This is a genomic window from Staphylococcus sp. GDB9P120P (assembly GCF_017893435.1).
Taxonomy (GTDB): Bacteria; Bacillota; Bacilli; order Staphylococcales; family Staphylococcaceae; genus Staphylococcus; species Staphylococcus cohnii.
The window spans coordinates 878713-895103 of sequence record NZ_JAESNB010000002.1 but is presented as its reverse complement, the minus strand read 5'-3'; the positions used below and the strand labels follow the sequence as shown (position 1 = coordinate 895103).

At 31.5% G+C, this 16391-nt stretch carries 15 protein-coding genes; 2 read left to right on the top strand and 13 right to left on the bottom strand.

Going from position 1 to position 16391, the window contains the following annotated elements:
- Positions 1 to 480 precede the first annotated feature (480 nt).
- The 6 genes from KA856_RS04140 to KA856_RS04115 form a co-directional block, all read right to left on the bottom strand.
- Positions 481 to 1545 (bottom strand): Mrp/NBP35 family ATP-binding protein, encoded by a 1065-nt coding sequence (locus tag KA856_RS04140; RefSeq protein ID WP_107385224.1) that lies wholly within the window; start codon positions 1543 to 1545, stop codon positions 481 to 483.
- 161 nt (positions 1546 to 1706) lie between these two features.
- Complete coding sequence (locus KA856_RS04135) at positions 1707 to 2162, bottom strand: SepA family multidrug efflux transporter (protein WP_107385225.1); 456 nt, start codon at positions 2160 to 2162, stop codon at positions 1707 to 1709.
- A gap of 186 nt (positions 2163 to 2348) precedes the next feature.
- A complete protein-coding gene (sdrM, locus tag KA856_RS04130) occupies positions 2349 to 3692 on the bottom strand; it encodes a multidrug efflux MFS transporter SdrM (RefSeq protein WP_107385226.1) in 1344 nt (447 codons plus the stop codon).
- A 248-nt stretch (positions 3693 to 3940) separates the two neighbouring features.
- Positions 3941 to 4624 carry a PAQR family membrane homeostasis protein TrhA gene (gene trhA / locus KA856_RS04125; protein WP_107385227.1) on the bottom strand — a complete coding sequence of 228 codons (684 nt, stop codon included), beginning with the start codon at positions 4622 to 4624 and terminating at the stop codon, positions 3941 to 3943.
- 18 nt (positions 4625 to 4642) lie between these two features.
- Positions 4643 to 5830, bottom strand: coding sequence for a UTP--glucose-1-phosphate uridylyltransferase (locus tag KA856_RS04120; protein WP_107385228.1), 1188 nt, complete (start codon positions 5828 to 5830; stop codon positions 4643 to 4645).
- A gap of 115 nt (positions 5831 to 5945) precedes the next feature.
- On the bottom strand, positions 5946 to 6446 hold the full coding sequence (locus tag KA856_RS04115) for a metal-dependent hydrolase (RefSeq protein ID WP_107386485.1): 501 nt from the start codon (positions 6444 to 6446) through the stop codon (positions 5946 to 5948).
- Positions 6447 to 6622: 176 nt separating this feature from the next.
- Here KA856_RS04115 and KA856_RS04110 point away from each other — a divergent pair, with 176 nt between their 5' ends.
- Positions 6623 to 6883: a SunI/YnzG family protein gene (locus KA856_RS04110; protein WP_107385334.1), complete on the top strand. Its 261-nt coding sequence runs from the start codon at positions 6623 to 6625 to the stop codon at positions 6881 to 6883.
- A 184-nt stretch (positions 6884 to 7067) separates the two neighbouring features.
- Positions 7068 to 7385: a heme oxygenase gene (locus tag KA856_RS04105; RefSeq protein ID WP_107385333.1), complete on the top strand. Its 318-nt coding sequence runs from the start codon at positions 7068 to 7070 to the stop codon at positions 7383 to 7385.
- A gap of 98 nt (positions 7386 to 7483) precedes the next feature.
- On the opposite strand, the gene KA856_RS04100 is transcribed toward KA856_RS04105, so the two are convergent.
- The 7 genes from KA856_RS04100 to KA856_RS04070 all read right to left on the bottom strand — a co-directional run bounded on the left by KA856_RS04100 (position 7484) and on the right by KA856_RS04070 (position 16307).
- The gene (locus KA856_RS04100; protein ID WP_107385332.1) at positions 7484 to 8857 is read right to left on the bottom strand and encodes a YjiH family protein; all 1374 of its coding nucleotides are present in this window, start codon (positions 8855 to 8857) and stop codon (positions 7484 to 7486) included.
- A gap of 345 nt (positions 8858 to 9202) precedes the next feature.
- Positions 9203 to 10165: a FecCD family ABC transporter permease gene (locus KA856_RS04095; RefSeq protein ID WP_107386484.1), complete on the bottom strand. Its 963-nt coding sequence runs from the start codon at positions 10163 to 10165 to the stop codon at positions 9203 to 9205.
- Complete coding sequence (locus KA856_RS04090) at positions 10162 to 11196, bottom strand: FecCD family ABC transporter permease (protein WP_107383885.1); 1035 nt, start codon at positions 11194 to 11196, stop codon at positions 10162 to 10164. Before KA856_RS04090 ends, KA856_RS04095 begins: the two co-directional genes overlap by 4 nt.
- A 12-nt stretch (positions 11197 to 11208) precedes the next feature.
- Positions 11209 to 12219 (bottom strand): ABC transporter substrate-binding protein, encoded by a 1011-nt coding sequence (locus tag KA856_RS04085; protein WP_107383886.1) that lies wholly within the window; start codon positions 12217 to 12219, stop codon positions 11209 to 11211.
- Between the two features lie 94 nt (positions 12220 to 12313).
- Positions 12314 to 13375, bottom strand: coding sequence for an alanine racemase (locus KA856_RS04080; RefSeq protein ID WP_107383887.1), 1062 nt, complete (start codon positions 13373 to 13375; stop codon positions 12314 to 12316).
- Positions 13376 to 13377: 2 nt separating this feature from the next.
- Positions 13378 to 15135: an IucA/IucC family protein gene (locus KA856_RS04075; protein WP_107383888.1), complete on the bottom strand. Its 1758-nt coding sequence runs from the start codon at positions 15133 to 15135 to the stop codon at positions 13378 to 13380.
- Positions 15132 to 16307, bottom strand: a complete 1176-nt coding sequence (locus KA856_RS04070) for an MFS transporter (RefSeq protein ID WP_107383889.1) — start codon at positions 16305 to 16307, stop codon at positions 15132 to 15134. The genes KA856_RS04075 and KA856_RS04070 overlap by 4 nt, the downstream gene beginning before the upstream one ends.
- Positions 16308 to 16391: the final 84 nt, after the last annotated feature.

Below are 16391 nucleotides of genomic sequence, written 5' to 3'. Positions count from 1 at the left end.
GATTAGCTCATAAAATACTAATTTGTGTTATTAATAACACGTTGTTTTGATTCAACATTTAATGTTGAAATCGGAATTAACGTTGACATATTGCAATTCAGTTTTCAATGTTCATTTAAATAAATAATTGCTTTACTACTATATCATCTTTGTTTACACTTTGTCAACAAAGATTTCATTTGCTTAACAATCATTTAACATTACTTTAACAATATTAAATTATTAATATCTTTTTTTCAAGTATATTTTTTACACTTTTAAAAATTTATTTAAAATAATGTTTTGCCGTTTTGACGACTTTTATATATTATCAACTTCATAATAAAAAGTCAATAGTTTAAATATATTTTTGCAACAAACTTTTCAAGCTACTTAATCGTGCTTTCATTGGTCACAAGAAATTATTCTAACAGCAATTCAAAAAATTGCAAGAGAAAAACTGAGCAGAATTAAAAATTTCTACCCAGTTCTATAAATAATCTATTTTTTTGTTTTGTCGATGATTTGTTTTGCCATTGATTGATATATTTTACCTAGTCGATCATCCGCTTGATAAATAGAAGGTGCGAAATCTTTTGGATTCCATGATGGCTGTTCTAATGGTAATTGACCTAAAAGTTCTGTTTGCAACTCATCAGCTAACTTTTCACCGCCACCTTTACCAAACACGTATTCTTTATTACCAGTTTCTTTACTTTCAAAGTATGACATGTTTTCTATAACACCTAAAATAGAATGTTCTGTATGTTTAGCCATTGCACCTGCTCTTGCTGCAACAAAAGCTGCAGTCGGATGCGGCGTAGAAACAATAATTTCTTTACTAGATGGTAGCATTGTATGAACATCTAAAGCGACATCACCTGTACCTGGAGGTAAGTCTAAAAGAAGATAATCTAAATCTCCCCAACGTACCTCAACAAAAAAGTTAGTTAACATTTTACCTAACATAGGTCCTCTCCATATAACTGGCGCATTTTCTTCTACAAAAAATGCCATCGAAATGACTTTAACTCCATGTCTCTCAACTGGTATAATCTCTTTGCCATCCACTTCTGGCTTTTTGTCTATACCCATCATATCTGGAACACTGAAACCATATATATCAGCATCGACGAGTCCAACTTTTTTACCTTCCCTTGCTAATGAAACGGCTAAGTTTACAGCTACAGTGGATTTACCAACGCCCCCTTTACCAGATGCGATTGCTATAAATTCAACAGGATTATCCTTTGATAGTAAACCTTCTATTGTTTGCGGTTGGTCATCACTGTTACCTCTATACTGTTCAACAACATCAGACGGTAATTCCTCAAATCTTATTCCAACAGTATTCGCGCCATTTTCTTTAAGCACTTCCACAATAGCCATTTGTAAATCTAACTGTGGCTGTCCTCCTAATTGAGCCATAGCCACTTTAACACTTACATGTTCTATCTCATCTTTTGTTGTTACCTCTACGATTCCATCAGTTTCCTTTAAAGGAACATTAATAATTGGATCCTTAAGTTCTCCAACAAGTTCTTTAACTTGCTCTATCGTTAACACAAAGCGTCCCCCTCTATTATATAAATATATCCACTAATATTCTAACAAACATAACTTAATTTTGCTTAAGTAGTTTACACTTAGTATAAATATAATCTTGGTAATACAAAAGCAGTTAGCTCAACGGTCACTTAACCACCTCTTAGCACTTATATCATCAACTATTTATTCTGATTAAGATTTTTGCTATCAGGATAAAAGACTTCTTTACATATAAATAGAATACCCATAATTACAACAATCACCCAAAAATCAATATCTATATATGCATAATGAATGTGAACAATAAAATAGAATAATAACGTTGTAACAACAAATGTTATTAAATGATAAGTTATTCCTTGAAAATAGGGATTATCTGGTAATTTTTTTCTGAAATAATCCATTAAGTTCTCAATAATAAATAAAGTAAAATAACCTAATACGATATAACTGCCGTAATAAATTAAGTTATCATAAAAGCTTTTATTATAACCAAAGTATGCTAGATGAAAAAATATAAGGATACGGCTTAATCCATATAAGCCAAATCCTAAGAATGCTAAAAATATAGCGCCAGAAATGATAAATACCGAAAGCACAATAAGCGTCGTAAATAAATACTTTATATATTTCATTGCTTACTGTCCTCCCCTTCACCTAATTTATTTTCTGCTTATTTCACATTAATCCTTAATTAAAAACTGTTTCTTATTTTACCATTATAACAACATACACCCAAATACAAATAAGCAAGTATTAAAATTCACTAAACTTCAATACTTGCTTAATAATTAAAATACATATAACTTTTTGTTTTTATTCTAAGAATTGAATTTGCGATCATCTTGTTTATACAGTGTATTCCAAAGTACAAACAGTACGATTAAGATGATAAAACTGAGTAAAATCACATTGTGTATTGGTAAATGAATAAATGCGATTGTTAAACCATAAACCGTACCCATAATTGTAGAGCCGATAGAATTACCTAAACTTTTTGTTAATGTATATAATGACATCATACGCTTCATATTCTGTGGGGAAGTTTCTTCTTGAGTTATTACACTATCTTTCGTATAAACTGTTCCAAAACTAATACCAGCCAGCAATAAACTAAACGCTATAAATATTGGTGTTTTTGTACCTGCAAATATAAAAATGCCACATATTGTTAATAATGTAAAAGCAAATATATACAAGCCTTTTCTAGACATTTTTGCTTCTAACCTATTTAAGTTGAAATTTAACACTAACCAAGCAAAGGAAATTGGAAAAATAACAAACCCACTTTGTAATGGTGATAGTCCGAGTTCTTCTTGAAGATATATCGGCATATATAAATTATATCCCATCAATATCATTGCATATAAAAAATCTGTGATGAAAACAAGTATAATTGTTTTGTTAAATTCTTTAACAGGGAAAAATGGAGCCGCTACGCCCTTTTCATTTTTAATTAAGATCATACCCATAGCTATCGCTACAATAAACGAAATACAATTTAAATACCAATGACTGCTATTCATTACTGTAAACATTAAAAAGAAAACAAACAGATAAAATAACATAAGCCCTTTAATATCTAATTTATGTGAAGTTGTCGTTTGTTCATGTTCAAAATGAAATGTAAACACTACCAATAACATCGCAACGATAGCGATAGGTATATTGACAAAGAATAACCAATGCCATGTAGCAAATTCTAAAATCCCACCGCCTAGGACGGGACCTATGATACTTGATATACCCCACACACTGCCCACAATCCCCATGATTTTATATCTTAATGGAATTGCAAAAGCAAGCTTTGGAACTATTTGACTCAAAGCCATCATTATTCCTGCACCTAATCCTTGAATAAAGCGCGAGATAATTAATATACCAAATGTACTACTTATACCTGAAAAAAAGCTTCCAATCGTAAAAAAGACTAATCCTAATAGTGTTATGTATATGATTTTAGTGCGGTCCAACAACTCACCTACAATTGGATTAGCAATTACAATTGCTATAAAATAGACTGAAAATATGAGTGATATTGAACCAGTCACATTTAAATCTTCTTTTATAGTAGGCAATGCTAATGAAACGATTGATGTTTCAATTGCAGACATAAACATAATTAATATTAATGCAACAACAACACCAAATGTTTTTATATTCATAATTAATCTCCTAACACGATACTTTCATTATCAATCATTACTAAATCACTAATTGTGCCTAAGTTCAATAGGTTTGCTGCAAATTACTTCTTTTGCCCTATAAAAAGGGATTAAAAAGAAAGCGAGAATTATAATCAAATGAACCTTTTTTGATTTACTTCTCGCTCCCTTATTTGAGTGCTTTTTTAATCCTATTCATTTTGTAAAATAATCATACTTTACATTTAAATGGTCCATCTATTCAATGATTACATAAAATATAAAATAGCTATAAAGTGAAAAACAGAAGCTATTAAAATAAACAAATGCCAAATCATATGAAAATAAGGTCTATCTTTTTGCGCATAGAACCACGCACCTATTGTATAGGCTATACCGCCCAATAGTATAAATAACATAAACTTCAAGCTAGTATCGAAAATAATTGTGGGTAAAAATATTATGCCAATCCATCCCATCACTAAGTACATCGTTAAGCTAAGCTTATGATTGACATGTTTAGCTAAAGATTTATAGAGTATGCCCCAAAGCGTTATACCCCATAAAACAATCATTGCTGTCCAGCCTATCCAACCACCTACTAGTACTAGACACACTGGTGTATAGGTTCCAGCAATGGCAATATAAATCATACTATGATCAATGATTCTAAGTATAAATTTATGTGAAGAATAATTAGGCATTGTATGATAGACCGTTGAAGATAGAAACATTAAAAAAATACTTATTACATAGACAGAAACACTAAAAGAGCCTAAAACACCATGTGCAAAATAACTTTGTAATGCTGCATATGGCAATGCGCATAAAGTAACAAAGGCAGCTACGCCATGTGATACTGCATTACCAATTTCTTCTCCAAAAGTTAATGGTATGATGTTTTTAAATGATTTAGTGACTTTATTGCTTTTAATCTCTAATGGTTTAGTCATTAGTGTAATCACCTTTTCTTAGATCCTATTTAAACGTTTTAAATCAGCTGTAGCGGTTTCCACACTATCTTTGCCCTCTTTGTTTTTTAATGGTGAGAACTCTTCGTCCCTCGGTACTTGTAATGTTATAAAACTATGAGCATATTGGAAGATATCAAAATAAAATAATTCAAATTTTAAAGCAGGATTTTCAATAACGCCAAAATCATCGTCCAATTGTTTAAGCTGTTTTACTGCTAAATGATATGGCAAATGATTATCTACAGCAGTGTTAATAAATTGTAGCTTAAACATATGTATACCAATGTTTGCATTATTTAATTGATTTGCAGTTTCTGCTTCCAATTCTGAGTATTCAAGCACTGTATCTTTATCCTCGTTTGTAACTAACCTTCCGACGCTTTCCCCATGCTTGGGCTGAATCGATTTCGTTGTAATATCCATACTATTTTGGAAAGTATAACCTGCAAAAAATAAATCTAGCACTTTTACCAAAACATTATCAATGTTATTTAAAAAGATATATTCAACACCATTTTCTGTCATATCTTCAAGATATCCTGCTTTTTTGAGTGATTTAAATACGCCACCATTACCATTTGGAGTTTCCAAAATAGAACTATCAACATCTAAAATAAGTTTGCCTTCTTCAGATAATGCGACGATATTATCTTGAATAAAAAAGTGTACATGTTCTTTGTCATATCCAAAATAATTTTTTTCTTCAAAAAACAACTGGGTTTGACTATCATTTATTTTACTTGTCATGATATACCAATCTACATAAACACCCGTTTTTTCTTTCAATTCTAATAATTGACGTGCTTGTAGTTCAAATAAGCTCACACCTTCAATCTCAAATGCACCCTTAGGTCCTTTGTATCCTAAACGTGTGCCTTGTCCACCTGCCATTAAAACTACTGCAAATCTACCTTTTTTAATTGCTTCTATGCCAACATCTTCAAATTGTTTAATTTCTTCATCTGAAAAATTTTCTTTTATATCGTATTTCACTTCATTTACTGAAGATATATCATCTATCATTTGTTTATTTAAATACAAATCACGATATAAATCTTGAATGTAAGCTAAATCTAATTGATCAACTTGACTAGCTAATTGTTCTTTTTCATTATTACTCATTAATTTTTCAAATTCTATTAGATGTTCTTGGTTAAACTTTGCTAACTCTTTCTTATCTAACATGTTCTCTCTCCTTTATATTCAAAATAGATAAAAATAATATCTTATATCTAATAGGAATATATAATTTCACTATATGCACTTTATATTATTACAATTATAATCACAACCATAATCACTAAAAATTTAAAAAGAGATTATTAAAAAATGATTTGAATAATACGTAAAGCGCACCTATTGAAAGCGCGCCTGCTAACGATAAGTCTACTAAGCCACCTGTTTTAAAAACTAAGGGGAATTTAATCGTTAACGGTATTGGATATAATAATTTTACACCTCTAGGTGTTAACATATCTAGTATAACATGTGAAAGCAAACCAAGGATAATTGAAACCAAATAATACTCTGGTGTTTGAATAAAATATAAAAGGATACTAATTATAGAAAGGAATAATAACGAGTGTGTAAATGTCCTATGACCAAACAGTATACGAACTAAAAAACTCAATACTTTGAAACGTCTTCCAACCTTGCTTTGCGTGTGACAAATATCAGGTAATAAGCTTGATATAACTGCAAGCGTCATAATTGTAATCGATGTAAATAAATCTGTTTGGTAATATTCTATAGTTAATGCGCCTACTAATAAACCGCATGATGTGTGTGTTTTACCTGTCATGTGCATTGCCCCTTTTCTCGGCTAAATTTTACCATAAAATTATAGAAAATGCGAACATACTTTCGTAAAATAAAATAGTATGACATAATGATTAAAAGTATCACACAATCACTTGAAAACGATTACTTTTTATTGTATGCTATAGCTATAAATAATTTAAAGGATGTGTTCGCGATATGGCAATGACAGTAAAAAAAGATAACAATGAAGTAAGAATTCAATGGAGAGTCGCTGATATTAAGATTCCAACAAGTGAAATTAAAAATGTTTCTCAAGATCAAAATATCCATGCAGTTCCAAAATTAGATAGAGAAAAAGTTTCACGTATTGGTTCTACATTTGGAAAAACAAATCGTGTTATCATTGATACTGATAATCATGAATACATTATATACACGCAAAATGATCAAAAAGTTTATAATGAAATTACAAAATAATAATCACTAAAAGTTTAATTTAATAAATCTAATTGATTATAAAAAGAAGTGAAATTCTGATAAATAGAATTTCACTTCTTTTTCAATATACAGAGTAAGTGAATATTGAACAATGGCTTTCAATCATATAAAGGTTTAGTTAAATGCTATACTAAAAATATCAATTAGAAAGTAGGTGAATAATATGTATGTTGTTACTAATAGAATAGATGTTAAGAAAGGGTTTGCTGAAAAACTAGCACCAAAATTTACACAAGGCGGAAAAATTCAAGATTTAGATGGCTTTCATCATATTGAAGTATGGTTAATAGATGACGAAGCAGATTACGACCAAATGTATGTTAATACTTGGTGGGAAAATGAGGCAGCTTTCAACGGTTGGCTAAAAAGTGACGCTTTTAAAGAAGCGCATAGTCAAAACAATAATTCCCAACAAGATGAGCCATCTCCTATTTTAGGAAATAAAATTGTCAAAGCTACTGTTTTAACAGAACTTCACTAATCTAATTAAAAAACACACATTTACAAATATGAGAAATGACTTAAAGGTAGGTTACCTCTAAAAATTTCAAATATGAGTTCATGTGTGTTTTATTTTATTTAATTAAAATAAAGATGTGCCATTAAAGCAATAATTGGTAAAGCGATGATTGTTCTAATCAAGAAAATAACAAACAATTTAAAAATACTAACTGGTATTTTAGATCCTAATATGACGCCACCCACTTCAGATAAATAGATCAACTGCGTAATACTCAAAGCACCAATGACAAACAATGTTATGTCATTGCCCACACCTTCAATTAAAATAGAAGGCAAGAACATGTCAGCAAAACCTATTAAAACTGTTTCTGAAGCCTGTGTAGCTTCTGGAATTTGCAATAAATCTAAATAAGGTACAAAAGGTTTACCAATGATTGCAAATATTGGAGTATAAGTCGCAATGACTGTAGCTAAAGTCCCAACACTCATTACAACTGGTAATATAACGAACCACATATCTATAACAGTTTTAAATCCAGATTTAAAGAACGATTTGAATCCTGGTGCTCTAATTCCTGTTTCTGTAGCCATATCAAATCCATGTTTCAACGCAGTTTTATTTTCAGGTAACTTCTCAGTTCTCATTTCCTCAGATACTTCTTTGGAATATTCATCTTTAATCTTACTCAATGGCCATATTCTAGGTAAAATCAAGGCACATACAATACATGATACGATTACTGATAAATAAAAATAAAAGAAATGATTTTGCATATGTACTGTTTCTGCAACAACAATTGCAAATGTTAATGATACTACACTGAAAGTTGTAGCTATCACTGTCGCTTCACGTCTAGAATAAAATCCACCTTCATACTGCCTACTTGTTATTAAAACTCCAACTGTCCCATCGCCAATAAATGATGCTAAATTATCTACTGTCGAACGTCCTGGCAGCGTAAATAGTGGTCTCATGATTGGTCTGAAAATCGGTCCTAATAATTCTAATAAGCCATATTCCATTAATAAAGGTAAAAAAAGTGCCGCAAAGAAAAACACAGATACAAGCGTTGGTAATAAACTTTCGAACACTAAACCACCAGTATCAGTTGAATAAATTGCTTTTGAGCCCATTTTCAAATATGTCATCCAGACAAAAATAACGGCTAAAACCCTTAAAATAAGCCATACAAATTTTACATTAAATGCGTTATTCATTAATCCATCAGGTTTCAATTTATTTTTCAATACCGTCGAACAGATGATAGATAAAACACCTGAAATAGTAATTATTATTACAATAATCACTGGCATCGCATCACCTAATAAATCTTTTAATAGACCTGCTAAAAATGCCACTGGTAAAGTCGTTTGCTTTTCACCATCTTCAGTCACGGTTATAGGAATCAAAAATAGAATAATCCCCAAAACTGACATCAAAATGAATTTTAATCTTCCTTTGATAATTTGTGCTTTACTATAATCGTCCATTTCGTTCACCCCTTAGGTGTGTATATATTTTCATAAACACTTTAAAAAGCAACAGCAATAATTATAACCTATTTTGTATAAATATGTAAATCAAATTTTAATGTCTTTTTAATGTCATTTCTTTTTATAGCTAATAAAAGGAGTGGGACAGAAATCTAATTTTATTAAATAGATTTCGTCGTCCCACCCCGATAAGGTTGACTAGAATTGAAAAACTTAATCTAAAGCGCGTTTTCAGTTCAGTCATTTTCTGTCAATATGAAGTGAGGTTGGTACAAATGCATGTTGTCTCAGCCTCTACTTTAAATGAAAGCGCTTTCGTTTTCAATCTTTTATATATTAAATTTATAATTTTCTCAATAAAAATAGAAAATATGGTACACCAACAATTGCGACAATGACACCAACAGGAATATCAATTGGCGGATGGATGCCTCTTGCTAGACTGTCGCTTATCATTAAAATTAAAGCACCTAATAAGCCAGACATAAGCGTAATATGCTTATGTTTATGACCAACTAATTGTCTAGCTATGTGAGGTGCAATGAGACCTAAAAAGCTCAGTCCACCAACTACTGATATTGAAGCACCTGCTAGGATGACAGCTAAAAATAAAAGAATTGCTTTTACCTTTTTCACTTTTGCCCCGAGTGCAATCGCTATCTCATCTCCTAATGTCAAAATATCTAGTTGATGACAATAATAAAATATCACCGGTAACGCAACAATAAACCAAGGTAATATCACCCACACATTTGACATACTATGACCATATAAGCTACCTGTTAGCCAGACTAATGCCGTGTTAGCGTCAAGCGGGTTACGTATGAGCATATATTGTACAATTGCTGTACATATTGCACCTATCGCTAAACCAATTAATGCTAACTTAGAGCCCTTTACATTAAATCTTGATATTAATATAGTTAAAATTAAACTTATGATTAATGCGCCTGCAAATGATCCAAATGGCAATATGAATAAAGGCGCTGATGGAAATAACATGATGATTGTAACGGCAGATAAACTTGCACCTTTGGTAATACCTATCACATCAGGAGAAGCCAGAGCATTTCTTACTACGCCCTGTATCAATGCACCGGAAATAGCAAGGCTACTACCTACAATTAATGCCAAAAACATTCTTGGCGCTCTATACTCGTTAATTATAAAATTATTTTGCGTAAAAAGGCTATTTACCGCTTCAAACGGATTGATTAAAACAGCACCTATTGAAAGGGACGCAATTGACGCAATCAATAACAATACTGTAACTAACAAATAGCGAAATATGAATGGACGCCTCATAGCCTTCTCACCCCTTTTATTGTAAATGCTAAGAAATAAAAAGCACCTATAAATGACGTTACTATACCTACAGGTGATTCAAAAGGAAAGGCAATCAATCTACTTAAAACGTCAGATAATAATAATAAGTTTGCACCGATAATCATCGTTAAAGGCACCATTAATCTATAATCTGTTTTAATATAGTGTTTAACAATATGTGGCACTATCAGTCCTACAAAACCAATTGGACCTGCGATTGAAACAGAAGTACCTGCCAACACAATGACTAAGATACCAATGATCATTCTTATCAATTTAACATTTTGGCCTAATGAGGTGGCCAAATCTTCACCTAATTCCATGATTGTCAATTGTTTAGCTATGATAACTGTACAGATAAATGCAAGTATCAACCATGGCAAGATACCTAATACTTGTGTCCATGTAATCGAAGATAAAGATCCTACTAACCAAAACATCACTGTTGATGTTGCATCTTCATTTAATAAGATAATACCCTGTGTCATACTTGAAAAAAATAAATGGATTGCCATTCCGGCAAGCGCTAACTTAATTGGAGTCATCCCTCTAGTTGAGCCAGATAAAGCGTAGACAGTTAGACCACCTATAAAGGCACCTATAAAAGCTAATATCGTTGCATAAGATGACAACGATGGCACAATCATAGTAATCAATACAATCACGAAAGATGCACCTGAATTCACGCCAAATATTTGAGGAGAAGCTAAAGGATTTCTAGTCATCGCTTGCATTAACAATCCTGCTAACCCTAGCGCTGCACCTATGAATAAACCAGCTAACATTCTTGGTATTCGTACATTATGTATTAAAAAAGTTTGTTTCGTTTGTGAATGCGCAAAAAAATAATCATTAAAGTCATTGAAAGTAATATGAGATGCGCCTATACTTAAATTAAAATAAATAATGACAAAAAGCGCACACACACTCACAATAAATGTGAGTGCTGTGCGTTTGTTATTTTTCTTGTCTTCAGTTTTGGTTTGGTTAATGCTATTAGACTTAGTCATTTACCGTTCACCTTACTTTTGTTGTTTATCATTTTTTTCATCTTTTGAAATCTCTACTAACTGTTTAGCAATCTCTTCAGAAGAAATGATACCTCTTGCACGAGCCCAAGTATTTCTATCTACAATAGCAATTCTATCATTTTTAACAGCATCTAAACTTTGCCAAACTGGCTCTTCTTCTTGCTTTTTCAAGTTTGGATCAGCTTTTCCTTTGTCCACCATGATAAACATGCGTCCTGGATTAATGTCTGAAAGCACTTCTGAATTTAGTTGTAAGTATGGTCCTTTTAAATACTTAGATAGATTATCTGTTTCAGTTTTATTAAGCGCGTTGTTAAAACCTAATTCTTTTAATAATTCACCTACATATGTATTTTCTGGGTGTGCAAGCAAACCAGATTTGGCAATTACTGTAGCTAATACTGGTTGAGATTTGTCCATTGTTATTTCTTTCTTATATTTATCCATTAACTCATTATGTTCTTTTAATCTTTCTTTTCCTTTATCTTCTTCACCTGTAGCTTTAGCAATTGTTTTAAATGCCTCTAAGTTGTCTTTATAATCACTATCAAAGCTTGGTAACATTATCGTAGGGGCAATTTTTTCTAAATCTTTTTGTATGCCTTTATGTCTATTACTATCTGCGATAATTAAATCTGGTTTCTGATTACTAATTTCTTCCAGGTTTGGTTGTTTACGTGCACCCACTGATTGATAATCACCTATTTTTTCACGAATCGGTGCTAAAATTCTATCTTTTTTACCATCATCAGCGACACCAACCGGTTTAATATCCAATGCCGCTAATGCATCAACAAATGAAAACTCAAGTGCAACTACACGTTTAGGTTTTTTATCAATGTTAGTTGTTCCTCCATCATGCTTAATCGTTGTGCCGTTTTTACTTTTGTCGTCCTTTTTAGATTGGTCAGAACCATTATCACTAACTTTACCACAAGCCGCTAACAGGATAAGCGTTAATGTGATTAATAATAGACCCATCCATTTAGATCTCTGCTTCATCGTTTTCACTCCTTAGATATGTATCATTACACATCTAATTTTATTGATAACGATTCTCAATGTCAATAATTTTTTTATTAAAATTTGATAAAAATCAAATTTTATTCAATATTCTCATATTTTTGATATAACACATTTTTTCAATAACATCATCACTCTGATAATCTTTAGCTAAATTAGGTACAAACATACTTTGTGCTAAAGCTTTGTAACCTAAACTGAACTGTATTTTATCTCCGATACGGTAATGATCATTATTTAATAAATTTATCATAAGGTGGTCACTCGTCGCACCCAAAACTTTCACTTGATGATGTAATGGTTTAATGTCATTAACGTCTGTGTCTAAATTTCCTATATCTACAATTGCTTGTAAATAGTGTTCTCCATCATTCATGTTAATACGTGGTTTGATTTCAACAATTTCTGTTTCTAAAATGATGGCATTTTGATATAAAGTAGCAAATGAATTATTTGTAGTCGTTTCAATTCCTCTAAACAAAGTTTCTCCAACTCTTAATTCATTAATTTTTCCTAAATCGTTATAAAGCATTTGTAATAGCATACTAGAATTGCCACCTGAGATTATTTCAAATTTCATATGTGTTTCTTTCTCGATTGAAGTTATAAACTGATTGATCATCTCAACGTCCTCTTCGGTTGGAGCAATAGCATTAAAACACATAAAATTAAAAGCCAATCCTTTGAGGGAAATATGATGCATGTTAATAATTTCTCTAATATAAGCAATTACATCGTAAGTCAGCACACCTTCTCTAGCATCTTTCCAATCAACCATTAATAATATTTTATGTTTCACATTATAATTACTTGCGATTTCATTGATTTGTCGTATTGTTTTTAATTCAGTTTGGATGCTCATGTCAACGTGGCGTACTACATTTTCTAATTCATCATGGTTACTATTTCTAATTAATGTATAAGATATGGCTTCATCTGTACTTTTTAGAATATTGCTGATCCTTGCGTCTGCAACATGTGTAATGCCAATACTTTTCAACGTTTCAACGATTGTTTTATCACCCGCTACACATTTAATCACAGGTGTAAAAGCAATGTGATGTTGTTTTAAAAGTGTGTTTAATGTCATGGCGTTGTATTTAATTTTAGAAAGATTTATGTTGATTTTTGCCATAATTACACCTCATTACTTAAAGGATTATCTAAATCTACAGTTAAATAATTTTTAACCTTACCTTCCATTCGCATACGTAGCAATGCTTTCACATTTATTTTAGCTCCAAATAAGGTTTGTCGTAGTATGTGTGCATGTGCTTTTTTAGAATCAATGGATTGTTCAACTGCTTCGCGTACAAGGTCAAATAGTTCGTCTGCTTCAATACCATCATATTGCGTAAAATGATGTATTAGTTCTGAAATTTGATTTTGAATGACAGCATGTTGAAATTTTGCTATGACCGCTTCAATATTCTCGACGATTAAACTTTTATTAGTAACATTAATGTTAGGTAATTGAGCTTTTAACGTATCTAAGTCAATTCTTGAACCTCCTAAATCTCTGATCATAAACTTCATTTTAAAATCGTGGTTCAAATTAACAATTGTGTTTTGCATGTGCGCTTCTAATGCAACACCGTAATCTTGGATATAGGCTATTAATGGTTTTATAAGTGTTAATGCATAATTACTAATAAATTTTTTAATTGTCTCTTTGGTTAACTTTAGACCAAGCCATTCTATATAACTATCGACAATGATTTGATTATCTACAGGATTTCTATTGACCAAACTTCCAGTTACTATCGTGAGACCAGTGTTTGAAATTTGTGGCTGATAGCGCACAATACAAGCTAATTGGCGTGCGATATCTTCATCTGTATCAGCATATATACCATAGGGCTCCAACGCGACCTTTAATTGAGGATACACATCCATCATATCTTGCAGCTCATAACTTAATTTAGGACCGTCAACGGTTGTTACTGCTGAAACGGTTCTCACTGCACTTGTCGCCTGAACATTTATTGGTAATTTGACATGAAATGGTTTATTGAGTAGCTCCATTGTTCTAAAAGACAGTGTTGCTTTGGATTCTAAGTCAAACGGTGTCGCTACAAGACGTTGTGTTTCTATCCAATGTCCAAATTGTTGTGGAATAACATTTTCATATTGCCATGGATGTACAAATATAATTCGATAATCTGCTAAATCTAAATCATGTGAATCTAGAAATGCTTTTATTTTAACTTTATATTCAGGAATGACTTGATTGATGATATATTGTTCATCGTCTTCCATCGCAGTTGCTATACAAAATTGTTTATGGATAAGCATGATTTTCAATGGAATAATTTTTTCAAATTCAGGCGCATATAATTTAACTTCTTCATTCGTTAAGGGTAACTTTGTTTTAGTTAAAGGGTGCGTTGGATGCCCCTCCACTACAAGACTTTCAGAATAAATTAAATCATTAACGTCATTATCTTCTTTCATATGTTGGAGCCATGTAAAAAAGTTGATCGTAATTGGCATTCTTGAAAAATTCAAACTATCACGAATGTTAGATTGTCTATTATTAAAATGTTCATAACTCATCGCTAGTCCTTCTCGGCTTGATTGTAACTCTGCTGTTAGTCTAGTACTAATAGGGATATCAAATTGATTTGTTAATAATTCAAGCAATTGTTCCAAAGATTCAATATTAAAACTTGCGTCACCTTTAATATAACGTATCTCACCTTCAAAGACATAACGCATTAAAGGACTCTTTCTTATATAGTTAACATTTAATGCTTGTCCTTTGTATTGAAGTTCTAGGCATTTATCAAAAGACTTAAAGAACATTTGCTCAGGAAAAATATGTTCTTTAAGAATTGCATTAAACATGCGGTGTTGAATATTTAAATCTGCTAATTTCCATATATGATGCATCATACAACATTGCCTCCATTTGTTCTTTGTCTGTTAATCGTGCCAAATATTAATGCAATCGTTAAGGTACTTAATCCCATAATAATGAAGGTTTCTATAATACCTATGTACTCAGTTAAAAAACTCATGATCATGGCACCTAGGGGAATCATCCCTCTATCCATCATTACAACACTTAGTATTTTCCCTCGATGTTCTGATTTAACACGATGTTGAAAATAAATCCTATTAGTGGTACGCATCCATTGACTGAACAGACCAATTAAGAAAACTGAAATAAAAAAAACAACAATATTCTGGCTAATACTACCTAATAAAGAAACGCCAAATAATATCGAACTATAATAATACATCTTCACCATAGAGATGTTTTCTAGTAAATTAGGTAAAATCATCGTCGCAATAATACCACCTATTGCACAACATGTCATTGCTGTCCCAAACATCGTTACTTGTTCAGGGAACGTCTTATCTGTTAAAACTGGTAATAATGAAGTATATGTAAAACCACTAGCCATTATAAATAAAGATGTTACAAATATCCTAGTGCCAACACTATTATCTTTAAAGTATTCAAACACAAATTTAATACTCATTTGTGTTTGTGCTTCATTATCTCTCGGTTGTTCAATCTTGAGAGGCAAGCACAGCATTAAAGATATTAAGTAACATACCGCTTGTATAATGAAACTTATTTCTGCGTTATAACTCGCCATTACTAAACCTGCTATAGCAGGACCTATAGATCTACAAATATTAATAATAAATGAATGGTACGAAACAACCTGTGTTGTTGTTAAACGTTTCGTCAAATCTGGTAGTACAGATTGACGAACTGGCGTTTCTATTGCACTCATAATACCTCTACCCAATGAATATAATAAAAATACTACAATCGGTATATCCCATTCTTGAAAGATTAAGACACACAATAAAGTGGTAAGTAAGAAAGAAGAAGAGATAGTTATTTTCAATAATTTCCCCCTATTACATCGATCTGCTAATGCACCAGCCCATACACTTATGAGTAAAATAGGTACAAGACGGAAAAAATTAATGAGTCCAAGATGAATTGCGTTATGATATAACGTATACACATACCAATTTAAAGTGATATGTCCAATCCAATTTCCTAAAAATAATAGGAACGAACTTGGGAAAAAATACTTTGCCATAATTTCACCTGACTTTTTAATTGATAATAATTATCATTATCGATATTATGGATTATACAAATATCTTATACTTTTGTAAAATAA